General features: G+C 73.2%; 10 protein-coding genes. 6 read left to right on the top strand and 4 right to left on the bottom strand.

Annotated features, from left to right (window positions below; translation table 11 throughout):
- Positions 1–40: 40 nt before the first annotated feature.
- Entirely contained in the window at positions 41–658 is a 618-nt protein-coding gene (locus PUR56_RS13700) for a flavodoxin family protein (protein WP_329949100.1), read from the bottom strand.
- 248 nt (positions 659–906) lie between these two features.
- On the opposite strand from PUR56_RS13700, the gene PUR56_RS13695 reads away from it, so the two are divergent.
- Complete coding sequence (locus PUR56_RS13695) at positions 907–2,082, top strand: transaldolase family protein (RefSeq protein WP_329884557.1); 1,176 nt, start codon at positions 907–909, stop codon at positions 2,080–2,082.
- Between the two features lie 174 nt (positions 2,083–2,256).
- A complete protein-coding gene (locus tag PUR56_RS13690; protein ID WP_329949099.1) occupies positions 2,257–4,185 on the top strand; it encodes a helix-turn-helix domain-containing protein in 1,929 nt (642 codons plus the stop codon).
- A 47-nt stretch (positions 4,186–4,232) separates the two neighbouring features.
- On the opposite strand, the gene PUR56_RS13685 is transcribed toward PUR56_RS13690, so the two are convergent.
- The 3 genes from PUR56_RS13685 to PUR56_RS13675 form a co-directional block, all read right to left on the bottom strand.
- Positions 4,233–5,402: an IS701 family transposase gene (locus PUR56_RS13685; RefSeq protein WP_329949098.1), complete on the bottom strand. Its 1,170-nt coding sequence runs from the start codon at positions 5,400–5,402 to the stop codon at positions 4,233–4,235.
- Positions 5,403–5,770: 368 nt separating this feature from the next.
- Entirely contained in the window at positions 5,771–6,619 is an 849-nt protein-coding gene (locus PUR56_RS13680; RefSeq protein WP_329884562.1) for an NAD(P)H-binding protein, read from the bottom strand.
- Positions 6,620–6,734: 115 nt separating this feature from the next.
- A complete protein-coding gene (locus PUR56_RS13675) occupies positions 6,735–7,922 on the bottom strand; it encodes an acyltransferase family protein (RefSeq protein ID WP_329949097.1) in 1,188 nt (395 codons plus the stop codon).
- Positions 7,923–8,153: 231 nt separating this feature from the next.
- Here PUR56_RS13675 and PUR56_RS13670 point away from each other — a divergent pair, with 231 nt between their 5' ends.
- From PUR56_RS13670 to hrpA, 4 genes are all read left to right on the top strand, one after another.
- A complete protein-coding gene (locus PUR56_RS13670; RefSeq protein ID WP_329949096.1) occupies positions 8,154–9,134 on the top strand; it encodes an NADPH:quinone reductase in 981 nt (326 codons plus the stop codon).
- 130 nt (positions 9,135–9,264) lie between these two features.
- Complete coding sequence (locus tag PUR56_RS13665) at positions 9,265–10,719, top strand: MFS transporter (protein ID WP_329949095.1); 1,455 nt, start codon at positions 9,265–9,267, stop codon at positions 10,717–10,719.
- 71 nt (positions 10,720–10,790) lie between these two features.
- Positions 10,791–11,570 carry an alpha/beta fold hydrolase gene (locus PUR56_RS13660; protein ID WP_329884568.1) on the top strand — a complete coding sequence of 260 codons (780 nt, stop codon included), beginning with the start codon at positions 10,791–10,793 and terminating at the stop codon, positions 11,568–11,570.
- 238 nt (positions 11,571–11,808) lie between these two features.
- The gene (gene hrpA, locus PUR56_RS13655; RefSeq protein ID WP_443034491.1) at positions 11,809–15,801 is read left to right on the top strand and encodes an ATP-dependent RNA helicase HrpA; all 3,993 of its coding nucleotides are present in this window, start codon (positions 11,809–11,811) and stop codon (positions 15,799–15,801) included.
- The last annotated feature ends 30 nt before the right edge of the window (positions 15,802–15,831 follow it).

The following is a 15,831-nucleotide window of genomic DNA, read 5'->3' as shown; positions in this document are numbered from 1 at the left end:
GGGCCGGCCTGCGGCAGGCGACTGCGGCAGGCCCTCGGCCCTAGGGCGTGTCGAGGCCCCGGACCACACCGGCGACCCGGACCACGCGCCGGGCCTGGTACTCGACCGCGGCGATGTTCTCCTCGTGGACCTGTCCGGGCACGTTCCGGGAGACCGCGCTGGCGCCGTAGGGGTTGCCGTTGTTGGGCCGGAACAGCACCGGGTCGGTGGATCCGGTGGCCAGGATCAGCGAGCCCCAGTGGCAGAACGCGTTGTGCAGCGCGAGGATCGTGGTCTCGTGGCCGCCGCGCGGCGCCGAGCCCGAGGTGAACGCCGAGACGGCCTTGTCGGCCAGCCCGCCCGGGATCGACAGCGGCGCGGTGGAGTCGATGAACCGCAGGACCGGCGCGGCCGGCAGGCCGAACCGCACCGGGCTCCCGATCAGGATGCCGTCCGCCCACGCCAGGTCCGCGAGGTCGACCACGGGGACGTCCGCGGTGCGTTCCCGCAGCTCCCGCGCGGCGTCCTCGGTCCCGGGCACGTAGGTGTCGTCGGGCAGGTCCGCGATCCGGCGCAGCCGCACCTCGGCACCGGCCTTCTCGGCGGCGGAGGCCGCCGCCTCGGCCAGCCTGGCGACATTTCCGGTCGACGAGTAGTAGACGACGGCAATGGTGGTCATGACGGCGAACTCCTCAGGGACGGGGACGCGTTCAGCTGATCCTTGACGGTGGACAGCAGGTCGGCCAACGGAGTTACCGGCACTTCGTCAGGTGGCGTCGCACTCCGTCGAATACTCATCAGATGTCCCGTTCGACCCGACCTGACATTGACCGGAGCAGTCACTTTTCCGGGCACGAATTGCTCCCTATCCTCGGTGCCCGGCACCGTTTTCGGGCCGCCGCAGAGCCGAGGAGCAGTGATCCCGCAGTGAAGAAACCGCCGGCCGCCCCACCCCGTCGACGAGACCTGCGGCCGCTGATCGCCGAAGGCGTCTCCCCCTGGCTGGACGGGATCCACCGCGGCCTGGCCACCTCGGGCCTGCTCGGCCGGCTGATCGACGAGACCGGACTGCGCGGCGCCACCACCAACCCCGCGCTGCTGGCCGGACGACTGCGCCGGGACCCGGTCTACGGCGAGCAGTTGGCCCGGCTGGCCGGGCACGACGTGTCCCCGGAGGGCTCGGTGTGGGCCGCGTCGGTGCAGGACCTGCGGCTGGTCTGCGACCAGTTCCTGGACGTCTTCCGCACCGCCCACGGTCACGACGGCCTGGTCTCGGCGGACCTCGACCCGAGGCTGGCGCACGATCCGGCGGCGACCACCGCCGAGGCCGTCGAGCTGGCCCGCGCGGTGGACCGGCCCAATCTGCTGGTGAAGATCCCGGCCACCCCCGAGGGCCTGGGCGCGATCCGCGACTGCGTCGGTCTCGGCCTCGGCGTGCACGCGACCGGGCTGTTCTCGGTGCACCGCTACGGGCAGGTCGTGGACGCCTACTTCGACGGGCTGGAGCAGGCGCTGGCGGCCGGCCGGCCGCTGGCGGCGATCGCCTCGGTGGCCTCGCTGCCGGTCGGCCGGGTCGACCTGGAGATCGACCGCAGGCTGACCGCGATCGGCACCCAGGACGCCCTCGCCCTGCGCGGCCTGACCGCCCAGGCGGCGGCCCGACTGATGTACCGGGCGTACGAGGAGCGGCTCGGCGACGGCCGCTGGCGCACCCTGCGCGCCTCCGGCGCCCGGCCGCAGCGCCTGCTGTGGACCGACGCCGCACTGGCCGGCGCCGCCGCCGCGCAGGCCCGGTACGTGGCCGGCCTGGTCTCCTGGGGCACCGCGCACGCGATGACCCGCCCGGTGCTGGACGAGGCCGTCCGCAAGCTCCGCCTCGACGGCGACACCCTGATGGGCCGGCACGAGGCGGCCCAGGCGGTGCTCGACCGGCTGGGACGGCTCGGCATCGACTACTGCGCGGTGGTGCGACGGCTGGAGGAGGAGAGCGTCCCGCGGCTGGTCGACCACTGGCTCCGCCTGCACGCCTCGGCCGCCACCCGGCTGGCCCGCCCGGCCGACCTGCCGGGAGACAGCGAACCCGCCCGACTCCGTGGCAGTTGAGGATCTTTGACGAACCATCACCCTGTCGGCGCCGGGAGCGCCCGAACCCGCACCGGTGGCCCGGCGACCGGCCCGGACCTGTGCTTGACGGGAACATCCGCCCCCGCATACCTTCCGATTTGCAGGCCGTCACGCACTCCTTCTGCTCAGGAGGGCCTGGGGGGAGGGAAGGTCATGACGCGACGGTCGGCCGACTCAATCGCGTTCAACGTCCTGGAGTTGCTGGCCAGCGAGGCGCCCGCCGCCCAGCTGGCGGAGCTGGTCGAGCAGGCCCGGAAGAGTTGCGAGTCGCCCCGTGAACGGGAGGCGCTGGGCCGGATCGAACAGCTCGGCCTCTCCATACGCACACAGTCACAGCGCCGCCGCCGGCGCGAGGCCGGGCTGGCCGCGCTCGCCGACACCGCCCGCGACCTGGCGCTTCCGTACGACCTGGACGGCCTGCTGGCGGTGATCACACGCCGGGCCCGGCTGCTGCTGGGCGCCGACGTGGCCTGCCTGACCACCACCGACGAGGAGCACGGACAGGTCAGGATCCGCACCACCGACGGCCCGACCGGGGCGCTCGCGGTCGGCCTGCCCCTGCCCGACGGCTTCGGCCTGGGCGCCGGTGTCCTGGCCGACCCGGCGCCCTTCTGGACCCCGGACTACCTGCTCGACGAGCGGATCCGGCACAGCCCCGCGATCGACGAGACGATCCGCGCCGAGGGCCTGCACGCCGTGATGGCCGTCCCGCTCGGCCACCGCGCCCACCCGTTCGGTGTGCTGTACGTCGCCGAACGCACGGTCCGCCGCTTCACCGCCGACGAGATCTCCCTCATGGCCGCGCTCGGCGACCTCGCCGGGGTGGCGGTCGAGAAGGCCCGGCTGCTGGAGGAGGCCGCCCGCCCGGCCCCCGTCCCGGAACCGGACCGCACCGCCGGCGAACTCGCCGCGGTGCACCGCGCCCTGGTCGACCTCGCGCTCTCGGGCGGCGACCCGCACGCCCTGGTCCGGGACGCCGGGCGCCGTCTGGACCTCGGCCTGCGGGTGTACGCCACCGACGGCACGGTGGTCGCCTCGTTCGGCGACCTGCCCGAGCTGGACGAGCCCACCGTGGTCGCCGCCGCACTGGACACCCACGCCGCCGGCCGGCCGGTCCGGCTCGCCGGTCCGCTCTGGGCCGCCCCGGTCTGCGCCGGCTCGACCGACCTGGGCACCCTGCTCGCCCGGCCGGCCGACGGACGGGCCGACCTGGCCGCGGAGTCCTGCCAGGGCCTGGCGCAGGCGGTGGCGGTCGCACTGCTGCTGGAGAGCGGCCGGGCGGCCGGGCACACCGGCCCGGCCGGCCAGGTCCGGGACGAGCTCCTCGACGAGCTGCTGGCCAGCCCGCAGCGACCGCCGCAGCAGCTCGCGCTGCGCGCGCGCCGCCTGGGCATCGACCTCTCCACCGCGCACGTCCTGGTGGTCGCCCGGCCCGAGGGCGAGGCCCAGGGCAAGGCCGCCACCTGGGCCAACCTGTACGCCCACCGGATGAGCGGGCTGAAACGCGTCCACAACGGCCGGGCCGTCCTGCTGCTGCCGGGCAGCGACCCGGGGACGGCCGCCCGCGCCGTCTCCGACGAGCTGACCCCGCTGCTCGGCATCCCGGTGACGGTCAGCGCGGCCGGTCCGGTCTCCGATCCGACCTCGGTGTTCCACGGCTACCAGGAGGCGCTGCGCTGCCTGGACGCGATGACCTCGCTCGGCGCAGTCGGCCGCGCCGCCTCTGTGCGTGAACTCGGCTTCGTGGGCGTACTGTTGGCAGACAACCATGACATCGAGGGATTCATCGAGTCCGCCGTCGGGCCGGTCCTCGACTACGACCGGCAGCGGCTCACCGAGCTGACCCGCACGCTCCAGGCGTACTTCGAGACCGGCAACAGCCCGACCCACGCCGCGCAGCAGCTGCACGTCCACCCCAACACGGTGGCCCGGCGGCTGGACCGGATCGGCGAACTGCTCGGCCCGGACTGGCAGAAACCCGAGCGGGCCTTCGAGATCCAGCTGGCGCTCAAGCTCTGCCGGGTGCGGCGCGTCCTGCTGGACCGCGCGGCCCGCAAGGACCGCCCCGGACCGCCGTCCTGACGCTCCGCGCGCACGGACGGCCCCGACACCGTCCACCCGGGGCTCCGTCACGCCCGCCGGTCGTCCCCCCGGGCCAGCACCGCCACCGCGTGGGCCGCCGAGGCCAGGGTGATGTGCCGGTGCCATCCGCTGAACGACCGCCCCGCGAAGTCCCGCACCCCGACCCGGTCGGCGGTCCGGGCGAAGTCCCGGCCCACCCGGTCGGTCAGCCGGGCCAGCCGGACCAGCGCCGCGGTCGGCAGGTCCACCAGATCGGTCAGCCAGAGCTCGGCCGGCCAGCGCCGCCCGGCCGCGCCCACCCCGAGCAGCAGCAGTTCCCCGCCGCCCCGCCGGTCCCGCCCGCCCGACCGGGCACCGCGCCCGGGCAGCCGGACCGGGACCGTGGCCACCAGACCGTTGCGCAGCCCGCCGGCCGGACCCGACCAGACCACCGGCCGTCGCAGCTCCCGGGCCGCCGACATCAACCGGTGGGCGGGGCCCGGGCCGGCCGGGAGGCCGGTCAGCACCGGCCCCACCGGCAGCAGCGGGAACGAGCCGCCGACCCGGACCAGCATCGGCAGCCGCTCGGCCCGCAGCCGGCGCACCATCCGCATCCCGTCCGCGTCCCGGGCGTCCGCCACCACCGGGCGGACGGGCAGGCCCCAGCGGGCCGGCAGGCCGATCACCGCCTCCAGCGCGCAGTCGCCGAGGGTCTCCGCGTCCACCTCGTCCGGGATCAGCGCCTGGCTGCGCCGCGGCTCGTTGTCCAGCCAGGCCTGCGGCAGGTGCAGGCGCCAGTTGAGCGGGCCGCTGAAGCTGTCCGAGGCGGCCCATACCCCCACCGCCTGCTGGGCGTTGAGGACCTGTCCGAGCGCCGGGATGAACCGGCGGTCCACGCCCACCGAGTGGTCACCGGCCTTCGGGATCACCATCGGCCGCAGCACGTACGCCTGCGGCGGGGCGATCCGGGCCAGGTGCTGGGCCAGCGCCTGACGGACCGGTCCCCAGTCCCAGGTGGAGCTGGTGATGAAGTGGTGCAGGCTCTGTTCGGCGGCCTGGCCGCCGACGACGGTGGCGATGTTCCGGATCGACTTGCGTCCGCGCGCGCCGAGCAGGCCGCGGAGGTACTGGGCGCCCTTCTGCCGCTGGTCGCTGCGGGGCAGGGAGGCGAACAGCACGGCGCACAGCTCCCGGAGCAGGACGTCGTGCGAGGCGTCGAGGCCCGGCAGCTCCCGCACCGCCGGAGCGCCGTGGGCCGCGGTACTGCGGGCCGGTACCCCCTGTACCGGAACGCCGTGGGCCGGAAGGCCGTGCAGTGGAACACCGTGCAGTGGAACGCCGTGCAGTGGAACGCTGTGGGCTGGGGCGCCCACGGCGCCCAGGGCGAGACCGCTCATTGATCCCCCTCGAATGCGCGGATGGCTGCGCCGTCCTCACGCTAGGCGCCGCGCTCCCTCCCGCTAAGGTGCGCTGCCCACCCGTCCGGCGCTCTCGGTGGTGGCCCGGCCACCGGGGTCCGTCCCACCGGTGCGGCGGGAGCGGAATCCGGCGCGCCGGACCGGCACCGGCCGGGGGCGCCCGCGAGGGCGCCCCCGGCCGGACGGGGTCAGGCGGTGAAGTCCGACGCGTGGTCCCGGGCCCAGTCGGCGAAGGTCCGGGCGGGTCGGCCGGTGAGCTTCTCCACCGTGTCGGACAGCTCGGTGGGGACGCCGTCGGAGCCGGCCCAGTAGCCGACGACCGCGTCCATCACCCAGACCGGCACGATCGGGGAGAGCGCCTCGCGCGCCTCGGCGTCGGTCAGCTCCTCGAACTCCAGCGGCCGGCCGAGCACCTCGGCGAGGGTCGCCAGCTGCTCCCGCTGGGTGACCGACGCCGGACCGCTGAGGAAGTGGGCCTGGTTCTCGTGGCCGGGCTGGGTCAGCGCGACCACGGCGACCGCGGCGATGTCCTTCTCGTGGATCGCGTCGCTGTGCGACTCGGGGTACGGGAAGCGGATCCGCCCCTCGGCCCGGATCGACTCCGGCCACCCCCACATCAGGATGTTGGTGGCGAAGTTGTGCGGCCGCAGGAAGGTGTGGGGGATGCCCGAGGCGACCACGGCCGCCTCGACCGTCCGGTGCATCTCGACGATCGGCCGCTGCACCGGGAAGGCGTCCACCACGGTCTGCGAGGAGAGCACCACGACGTGCCGGACGCCGGCCTCCTTCGCCGCCGCGAGGAAGCCCTCGGTGCCCTGCGGCACCGCGTAGAGGAAGACCTTCTCGACGCCGGCCAGCGCCGGTCCGTAGGTCTCCGGGTCGGTCAGGTCGAGCACGGCGGTCTCGGCCGTGGTGGTCGACGCCAGCTTCTCCGGGGTCCGGGCACCGGCCCGGACGTCGGCGCCGGCGGCCAGCAGCTGCGCCAGCACCTCGGCGCCGACCTGGCCGGTCGCCCCGGTGACGAGGATCTTGCCCATGGGAACGGCTCGCTTTCTTGACGGACTGACGGACTGACGGACTGACGAACGGACGAACGGACGAACGGACGGTCTGACGGTCTGACGGGTCGACGGACGGGCGACGGGCGGCCTGTCAGTCGTTCCGGACGGCGGGTCGGTCGCGGCGCGGGGAGGAGAAGCGCCGGGTGATCGGGGCCTCGACCAGCCGGTACAGCACCCAGGAGACCAGGACGGTCGCCGCGATGGCGAAGAGGAGCAGGCCGACACCCTCCACGGTGGAGTACATCCGGGTGCCGAGCAGGTCGCGCAGCTCGGTCAGCACGATGAAGTGCAGCAGGTAGAAGGCGAAGGAGATCTCCCCCAGCCAGGTCATCGCCCGGTTGCGGAAGATCGTGAACCGCCCCTCGTTGTCGGCGATCGCGGCGGCCGCGATGAGCAGCGCGATCGGGACGACCAGGACGGCCCGCTGCGCGTACAGGTAGGGCACGTAGTGGGTGGCGACGTAGCCGGCCACCAGCAGCAGGCCGGACCAGACCATCCCGATGTTGCGCCAGCGACCGCTGCGCACCGCGTGGGCGACCAGCATGCCGAGCGCGAAGTCCAGCATCCGCACCGGCGGCAGCACGTAGCTGAACCAGTACTGCGAGACCGAGCCCTCGTACCCGCCGGGGACACCCGGGGTGTCGGGCAGCAGCAGGTAGGCGACGGCGGGGGTGGCGACGACGGCGGCGACCGCGCCGGTGATCCAGAACACCAGCCGCTCGGGGCGGATGGCCCGGAACACCCGGTGCAGGAAGGGGAACGAGAGGTAGAAGAACGCCTCGGCGCCCAGCGACCAGCTCGGCGGGTCGACGCTGAAGTAGGTGTTGAAGTCGGGTATCCAGACCTGGAGCATCAACAGGTTGACGATCGCGGTCCGGGCTGGGGTGTAGGTGCTCGCGAACAGCACCATGGCCAGCGCCCAGGCGACCACGTAGTTCGGGACGATCTTGACCAGTCTTCGCCGCCAGAACCCGGTGACCGTGTCGTCGGCGCGGGCCGACCAGGTGAGCACGAAGCCGCTGAGCACGAAGAAGAACGCGACGCCGAGACCGCCCGCCTGGTCGGCGATGTCGACGAAGCGGAACTCGGTGCCGTCGTCGGCGAAGAGCCGCAGGGTGGGGATGGGCAGGGCCGCGTGGTACGCGAAGACCGCAAGGGCGGCGGGGAAGCGCAGACCGGTCAGCGACGGCAGACGGCTGGTGAAGGGGCGCTGCGACTGCTGTCCGCTCCCGCCGTCCGGTGTCGGTCCCGGCTGGGCGAGGAGTCGGTCGGTGGCCATGGTTCCGTCCTTGAGGGTGTCGAGCCTGTGGAGCGGACCGATGGCGCCGGTCCGACCCGAGACCCAAGTAAACTACTCGGTGCAGATGAGAGATTGCACCGATCGGTGTAGCATCTATGTCAGGTCGGGGGACACTCCGGTCCGCTCCGCCTTTCCTTCCGAGCCAGAGGAGTTGACGAACGATGCCGCGATCCGCCGCAGCCCGGCCGTCCCTCCCGGAGGATCGGCCCCATGTACGCAGCGTTCATCACCCAGCACGGACCGGCCACGGACATCCGCTACGGCGAGGTGCCCCGGCCGGTCCCCGGGCCCACCGATGTCCTGGTCGACGTGGCCGCGGTCTCGGTCAACCCGGTCGACACCTTCGTCCGCTCGGGGCTCTTCCGCACCCCGCTGCCCTTCCCCTTCGTGATCGGGCGGGACCTCGTGGGCACCGTCGCGGAGGCGGGCCCGGGAGCCCCCGGCTTCGCCCCCGGTGACCGGGTCTGGTCCAACAGCCTCGGGCACGGCGGCCGGCAGGGCCCGACGGCCGAACAGGCCGTCGTCCCCGCCGACCGGCTCTACCACCTGCCCCCGGGCGTGGACGGGCCCGGCGCCGTCGCCGTGGTCCACCCGGCCGCCACCGCCCACCTCGCGCTGTTCGCCCACGGCGGGCTCCGGGCCGGCGAAACCGTCCTGGTGGCCGGTGGGGGCGGCAACGTGGGCGGCGCCCTGGTCGTCCTGGCCGCCGAGGCCGGCGCCCGGGTGGTCGCCACCGCGAGCGCGGCCGACGCCGACCACTGCCGGGACCTCGGCGCCACCGAGGTCCTCGACTACCGCGCACCCGACCTGACCGACCGGATCCGCGCCGCCTGCCCGGGCGGCGTCGACGTCCACCTCGACACCTCCGGCACCAACGACCTCGCCACCGCCGTCGACCTGCTCGCCCCGCGCGGCCGGATCGTGCTGCTCGCCGGCGCCCGCTCACGCCCCGAACTGCCCGCCGGACAGCTGTACATGAAGGACGGCTCGATCCGCGGGTTCGTCATCTCGCACGCCCGCACCGACGAGCTCGCCGAAGCCGCCGGCACCGTCAACCGCCTGCTCGCCGCCGGTCGGCTGCGAGCGCGCGCCCTGGAGAACCTCCCGCTCGACGCCGCCGCCGAGACCCACCGGCGGCTGGAGAAGGGCGGGCTGAACGGCCGCCGGGTCGTCCTGCGACCCGACCTGTGACGCCCCGCCCACGACAGCCCCGACCACAGCCCCGTCCACAGTCCCGTCCACAGCCGTACCCAAGACAGCTCCCCGGCACGGTCCGTGACGCCCCGTCCGCCGAGCCCCCGTCCCCGAAAGGCCGCCCCCCATGCCCCCGTCCGCCGGCGCCGACCAGGCGTCCGGGCCGCGTCATTCGGGTCTCCTCCTGGCCCTGCTGGCGTTCGCCCAGTTGATCGTCTCGGTCGACTACAACATCGTCTACGTGGCGCTCCCCGAGATCGGCAGCGGCCTCGGCTTCTCCGCCCAGAACCTCCAGTGGGTGGTCAGCGCCTACGCGGTCGCCTTCGGCGGCTTCCTGCTCTTCGGCGGCCGCGCCTCCGACCTGTTCGGACGCCGCCGGATGTTCGTCCTCGGGCTGCTGCTGTACGCCGGCTCCTCGCTGATCGGCGGACTGGCCACGACCCAGGGGCTGCTGATCGCGGCCCGCGCCCTCCAGGGGCTCGGCGGCGCCTTCCTCTTCCCCGCCACCCTCGCCCTGGTGGTCACCAGCTTCGCCGAGGGCCGCGAACGCAACCGGGCGCTCTCGGTCTGGGCCGCGGCCGGCGCCAGCGGCATGATCATCGGCTCGCTGGCCGGCGGCGTGCTGACCTCCGCCTTCGGCTGGGAGGCGGTCTTCTACGTCAACGTGCCGCTCGCCGGCGGCGCCGCCCTGCTCGCCCCCCGGCTGATCCGCGCCGACGGGCCCCGCGAGCAGGGCCGCTCCTTCGACCTGCCCGGCGCGCTGACCGCCACCACCGGCGCCACCCTGGTCGTCTTCACCCTCGTCCAGGCACCCGCCTCCGGCTGGACCTCGCCGCTGGTGCTGACCACCGCCGTCCTGGGCCTCGCCCTGGTCGCCGCGTTCCTGGCGATCGAGGCCCGCACCACCGACCCGCTGATGCCGCTGCGGCTCTTCCGCAACCGCAACCTCTCCACCGGCGTGGTCACGACCTTCCTCTTCATGGCCTCCTTCGGCACCCTGCTGTACTTCCTGACCGTCTACTTCCAGACCGTGCACGAGTACAGCGCGCTGCGGACCGGCGTGGCCTTCCTGATCCCGATGGCCTGCGGCTTCCTCGGCTCCATGCTGGGCGGCCGGCTCGCCACCCGGTTCGGCGCCCGCACCACCCTGGTCGCGTCCTTCGTCCTCGGCGCGCTCGGCACCACCGTGATGGCGTTCGCGATGGAACCGGACGGCTCCTACGTCTCGCTGCTGCCCGGTCTGGTCGTGCTCAGCCTGTGCCAGGGCGTCATCTTCACCACGATGTTCTCCGCCTCCGCGACCGGGGTGCACCCCTACGAGCAGGGCATCGCCTCCGGCATCGTCTCCACCGGCCAGCAGGTCGGCAGCGCGGTCGGACTGGGCGTCCTGGTCGCGATCGCCAACGCCGGCACCTCCGGGCTGACCGGCGAGGCGTTCCGCACCGCCACCACGGACGGTCTGCGCACCGCCGTGCTGGTCGCCACCGGAGGGATCGTCGCCCTGATCCTGGTCGCACTCGGCTTCGAACGCGCCCCGCGGGCGGCGGCCGTCAAGGAGACCCCGGCCGAGAGCCTGGCCTGACCCCGCCCGCCCGCACCCGTACCTCCCGCCCACCCACCTGTCCCACTCGTACTCCGAGGAGAACCGCCACCATGCCCATCGTCTCCACTCCCAGCGCCCGCGTCTCCTACGAGGTGGACGGCTCCGGCCCGGGTCTGGTCTTCGTGCACGGCACCGGCTTCGGCGCCGCGGGCACCTTCGGCCACCTCGCCGGCGACTTCACCGGCTCCCGCACCGTGGTCCTGCCGGACTACGCCGGCTGCGGCGACACCGAGGACGACGGCGGCGAGCTGACCGTCGAGCTGCTCGCCGAGCAGATCATCGGCGTGATCGAGGAGGCCGGCAACGGCCCGGTCGACCTGGTCGGCTTCTCGCTCGGCTCCGTGGTCGCCGCCGCCGTCGCCGCCACCCGGCCCGACCTGGTCCGCAGCCTGGTGCTGACGGCCGGCTGGACCCGCCCGGACGACGCGTACCTGCGCAACCACATGACCACCTGGCTCGGCACCAGGGCCGACACCGACGCCTTCGGCCGGTTCGGCACGCTGACCGCGTTCAGCCGCGACCACCTCAACAGCCTCGACCACGGCGTCGTCGAGGGCATCATCAAGGGCAACCAGCCCACCGACGGCGCGCTGCGCCACATCGACCTCAACCTCCGGGCCGACATCCGCGAGCTGCTGCCCCGGATCACCGCCCGCACGCTGGTGATCGGCTGCGCCAAGGACGCCACCGTCCCGGTCGAGCTGACCCGCGAGCTGGCCGAGGCGATCCCCGGCAGCACCTACGCCGAGATCGAGAGCGGCCACGTGGTGGTCTACGAGAAGCCGGCCGAGTGGGTCCGGCTGGTCAGCGACTTCATCGCGCAGGACTGACCCGCGCCGCCCGGCGCACCGCACCGCCCGTCGCACCGTGGGGCCCGTCCGAGCAGTCCGGACGGGCCCCACGGCCGTCCCCGGAACCGTCCCGGGAGCCGTCCCAGGAGCCCTCCCCGGCCCCGTGCCGTGTTCCGCTTCCGGGCCGTCGTTGGCAGCGGACCGCCGTCCCCTGTGACACTGGAGTCGCTCGAAAACCGAGGTGCGCTCCACCGCATCTCCTTGCGAACCTAGAGGGATGCCCGCCGTGAGTTCTCCCGCAGTCCAGCCCGCCGACGCCCCCACCGAGGACCAGGGGCCCGGGATCGGCGAGCTGGCCGCGCGCCTGCCCGAGCTGACCCTGCGCGACCAGGTGCGCATCGGCCGCCGGCTGGAGGGTGCCCGCAAGGTCCGCAAGCCCGAGGCCCGCCGGCAGATCGCCACCGAGATCGCCGGCGACATCGAGCGCGCCGAGCTGCTGGTCGAGCGCCGCCGTGCCGCCGTCCCCGCGATCGACTATCCCGCCGAGCTGCCGGTCAGCCAGAAGAAGGACGAGATCCTCGAAGCCCTCCGCGACCACCAGGTGGTGATCGTGGCGGGTGAGACCGGCTCCGGCAAGACCACCCAGATCCCGAAGATCTGCCTGGAGCTGGGCCGCGGCGTACGCGGCCTGATCGGCCACACCCAGCCCCGCCGGATCGCCGCCCGCACGGTGGCCGAGCGGGTCGCGGAGGAGATGCGGACCCCGCTGGGCGAGGCCGTCGGCTGGAAGGTCCGGTTCACCGACCAGGTCGGCCCGGACACGCTGGTCAAGCTGATGACCGACGGCATCCTGCTCGCGGAGATCCAGACCGACCGCGAGCTGCGCCAGTACGACACCCTGATCATCGACGAGGCCCACGAGCGCAGCCTCAACATCGACTTCCTGCTCGGGTACCTCAAGCAGCTGCTCCCCCGCCGCCCCGACCTCAAGGTGGTCATCACCTCGGCGACGATCGACCCGGAGCGCTTCGCCCGGCACTTCGGCGAGGCCCCGATCGTCGAGGTCTCCGGCCGCACCTACCCGGTCGAGGTCCGCTACCAGCCGGTCACCGACGAGTCCGACCCGGACGGCGACGGCGACGAGGTGGACCGCGACCGCGACCAGATCCAGGCGATCTGCGAGGCGGCCCGGGAGCTGCAGGCGGAGGGTCCGGGCGACATCCTGGTCTTCCTCTCCGGCGAGCGCGAGATCCGCGACACCGCCGACGCGCTCGACAAGCTCAAACTGAAGTCCACCGAGATCCTGCCGCTCTACGCCCGGCTGAGCTCCGCCGAGCAGCACAAGGTCTTCCAGCGCTCCGGCTCCCGCCGGATCGTCCTGGCCACCAACGTCGCCGAGACCAGCCTCACCGTCCCCGGCATCAAGTACGTGATCGACCCGGGCACCGCCCGGATCTCCCGCTACAGCCACCGCACCAAGGTCCAGCGCCTCCCGATCGAGGCGATCAGCCAGGCCAGCGCCAACCAGCGCAAGGGCCGCTGCGGCCGCACCTCGGACGGCATCTGCATCCGGCTCTACTCGGAGGAGGACTTCCTCTCCCGCCCCGAGTTCACCGACCCCGAGATCCTGCGCACCAACCTGGCCTCGGTCATCCTCCAGATGACCGCCGCCGGCCTCGGCGACATCGCCGCCTTCCCGTTCCTGGACCCGCCGGACTCCCGCAACATCAAGGACGGCGTCAGCCTCCTGCACGAGCTGGGCGCGCTCGACCCGGAGGAGAAGGACGTCCGCAAGCGACTCACCCCGCTCGGCCGCAAGCTGGCCCAGCTCCCGGTGGACCCGCGGATGGCGCGGATGGTCCTGGAGGCCGACCGCAACGGCTGCGTCCGGGACGTCATGGTCATCGCCGCCGCGCTCTCCATCCAGGACCCGCGCGAGCGTCCCGCCGAGAAGCGCCAGGCCGCCGACGAACGGCACCGCCGGTTCAACTCGGAGACCTCCGACTTCCTCGCCTTCCTCGCCATGTGGCGGTACGTGCGCGAGCAGCAGCGGGAGCTGTCCTCCTCGGCCTTCCGCCGGATGTGCAAGGCCGAGTTCCTCAACTACCTGCGGATACGGGAGTGGCAGGACATCTACTCCCAGCTGCGCACGGTCGCCAAGCAGCTCGGCGTCACCATCGAGGAGCCGCACGACGACGCCGAGCCGGACGCCGACCGGATCCACCAGTCGCTGCTGGCCGGCCTGCTCTCCCACATCGGCCTGTACGACGTGGAGAAGCGCGAGTACGGCGGCGCCCGCGGCGCCCGGTTCGCGGTCTTCCCCGGCTCCGGCCTGTTCAAGAAGCCCCCGCGCTGGGTGATGTCCGCCGAGCTGGTGGAGACCTCCCGGCTCTGGGCCCGGATCAACGCCAAGATCGAGCCGGAGTGGGTGGAGCCGCTGGCCGCCCACCTGGTGAAGCGCAACTACAGCGAGCCGCACTGGGAGAAGAAGTCCGGCGCGGTGCTGGCGTACGAGCGGGTCACCCTCTACGGGGTCCCGGTGGTCGCCCAGCGGAAGGTCAACTACGGCCGGATCGACCCGGAGCTCTGCCGCGAGCTGTTCATCCGCAACGCGCTCGTCGAGGGCGACTGGGAGACCCACCACCGGTTCTTCGCGGAGAACCGGAAGCTGCTCAGCGAGGTCGAGGAGCTGGAGAACCGGGCCCGTCGCCGGGACATCATGGTCGACGACCAGACCCTGTTCGACTTCTACGACAGCCGGCTGCCGGACGAGATCGTCTCCACCCGGCACTTCGACTCCTGGTGGAAGCAGACCCGGCACGAGCAGCCGGACCTGCTCAACTTCGAGAAGTCGATGCTGATCAACGACGCCGCGGACGGCGTCACCGAGGACGACTACCCGGACTACTGGCAGCAGGGCAAGCTCCGCTTCAAGCTGACCTACCAGTTCGAACCGGGCAGCGACGCGGACGGCGTGACCGTCCACATCCCGCTGCCGGTGCTGAACCAGGTCACCGCCGAGGGCTTCGACTGGCAGATCCCGGGCCTGCGCGAGGAGCTGGTCACCGCCTGGATCAAGTCCCTGCCCAAGGCGGTCCGCCGCAACTTCGTGCCCGCCCCGGACTTCGCCAAGGCGGCGCTGCGCGAGCTGAGGGAACGGCAGGAGCCCCTGCTGCCGACCCTGGAGCACGTGCTCAAGCGGATGACGGCGATCACGGTCCCGCCGGAGGCCTGGGACGAGGAGCGCGTCCCGGAGCACCTCAAGGTGACCTTCCGGGTGGTGGACGGCCGCAAGAAGCTCGCCGAGTCCAAGGACCTGGAGGAGCTGCGGCTGAGCCTCAAGCCGAAGCTGAAGGAGACCCTCTCCTCGGCGGCCTCCGGGCAGGGCATCGAGCAGTCCGGGCTGACCGCCTGGCCGTCCGCCCTGCCGGTGCTCCAGCGCACCTTCGAGCAGCGCTCCCGGGGCCATTCGCTGCGCGCCTACCCGGCGCTGGTGGACGAGGGCGACACGGTCGGCATCAAGCTGTTCGACACCCCGCAGGCGCAGGCGCAGGCGATGTGGGCGGGCACCCGGCGGCTCCTGGCGCTGACCACCACCTCGCCGGCCAAGTCGATCCAGGGCCGGCTGGGCAACCAGGCCAAGCTCGCGCTGTCCTACAACCCGCACGGCTCGATCCCGGCCCTCTTCGAGGACGTGGTGGCCTGCGCGACCGACCGGCTGATGGCCCGGGCCGGCGGACCGGCCTGGGACGAGGCGGCGTTCGGCTCGCTGCACGACAAGGTCCGGGCCGACCTGTACGACCTGTCGGCGGACACCACCCTGAAGTCGGCCACCGCGCTGATCGCCTTCCACAAGGCGTCGAACCGGCTGAAGTCGGTGAGCAGTCCGGTGCTGCTGGGCGCGGTGAACGACATCCGGCTGCACCTGGCCTCGCTGGTGCACCCGGGCTTCGTGACCGCGACCGGCTGGCAGCGGCTGCCCGACCTCAAGCGGTACCTGCTGGCGGTGGACCGCCGGCTGGAGGCGCTGCCCAACCACCCCCAGCGGGACTCCCAGCAGCTGCTGAAGGTCCAGCAAGTGCAGCAGGCGTACGGGGAGCTGCTGGCGGCCGTACCGGCCGGGCAGCAGCCCTCCGAGGAGGTGCGGGCGATCCGCTGGATGATCGAGGAGCTGCGGGTCAGTTTCTTCGCCCAGTCGCTGGGCACGCCGTCACCGGTCTCCGAGAAGCGGATCATGAAGGCGATGGAGGCCGCCCGGGCGTCGCTCTGAGCCCGCCCCAGCTCAGCGGGCCGGGGTCCC

The sequence above is a fragment of the Streptomyces sp. BE303 genome (assembly GCF_036290945.1).
Classification (GTDB): Bacteria; Actinomycetota; Actinomycetes; order Streptomycetales; family Streptomycetaceae; genus Kitasatospora.
This window is presented reverse-complemented; position numbering and strand designations above follow the sequence as displayed.

What these genes read in the sequence shown, in the direction of transcription:
- PUR56_RS13700 (WP_329949100.1), bottom strand. Translation starts at nt 658, where the DNA reads ATGACCACCATTGCCGTCGTCTACTACTCGTCGACCGGAAATGTCGCC.
- PUR56_RS13690 (WP_329949099.1), top strand. Translation starts at nt 2,257, where the DNA reads ATGACGCGACGGTCGGCCGACTCAATCGCGTTCAACGTCCTGGAGTTG.
- PUR56_RS13680 (WP_329884562.1), bottom strand. Translation starts at nt 6,619, where the DNA reads ATGGGCAAGATCCTCGTCACCGGGGCGACCGGCCAGGTCGGCGCCGAG.
- PUR56_RS13675 (WP_329949097.1), bottom strand. Translation starts at nt 7,922, where the DNA reads ATGGCCACCGACCGACTCCTCGCCCAGCCGGGACCGACACCGGACGGC.
- PUR56_RS13670 (WP_329949096.1), top strand. Translation starts at nt 8,154, where the DNA reads ATGTACGCAGCGTTCATCACCCAGCACGGACCGGCCACGGACATCCGC.
- PUR56_RS13665 (WP_329949095.1), top strand. Translation starts at nt 9,265, where the DNA reads ATGCCCCCGTCCGCCGGCGCCGACCAGGCGTCCGGGCCGCGTCATTCG.
- PUR56_RS13660 (WP_329884568.1), top strand. Translation starts at nt 10,791, where the DNA reads ATGCCCATCGTCTCCACTCCCAGCGCCCGCGTCTCCTACGAGGTGGAC.
- hrpA (WP_443034491.1), top strand. Translation starts at nt 11,809, where the DNA reads ATGCCCGCCGTGAGTTCTCCCGCAGTCCAGCCCGCCGACGCCCCCACC.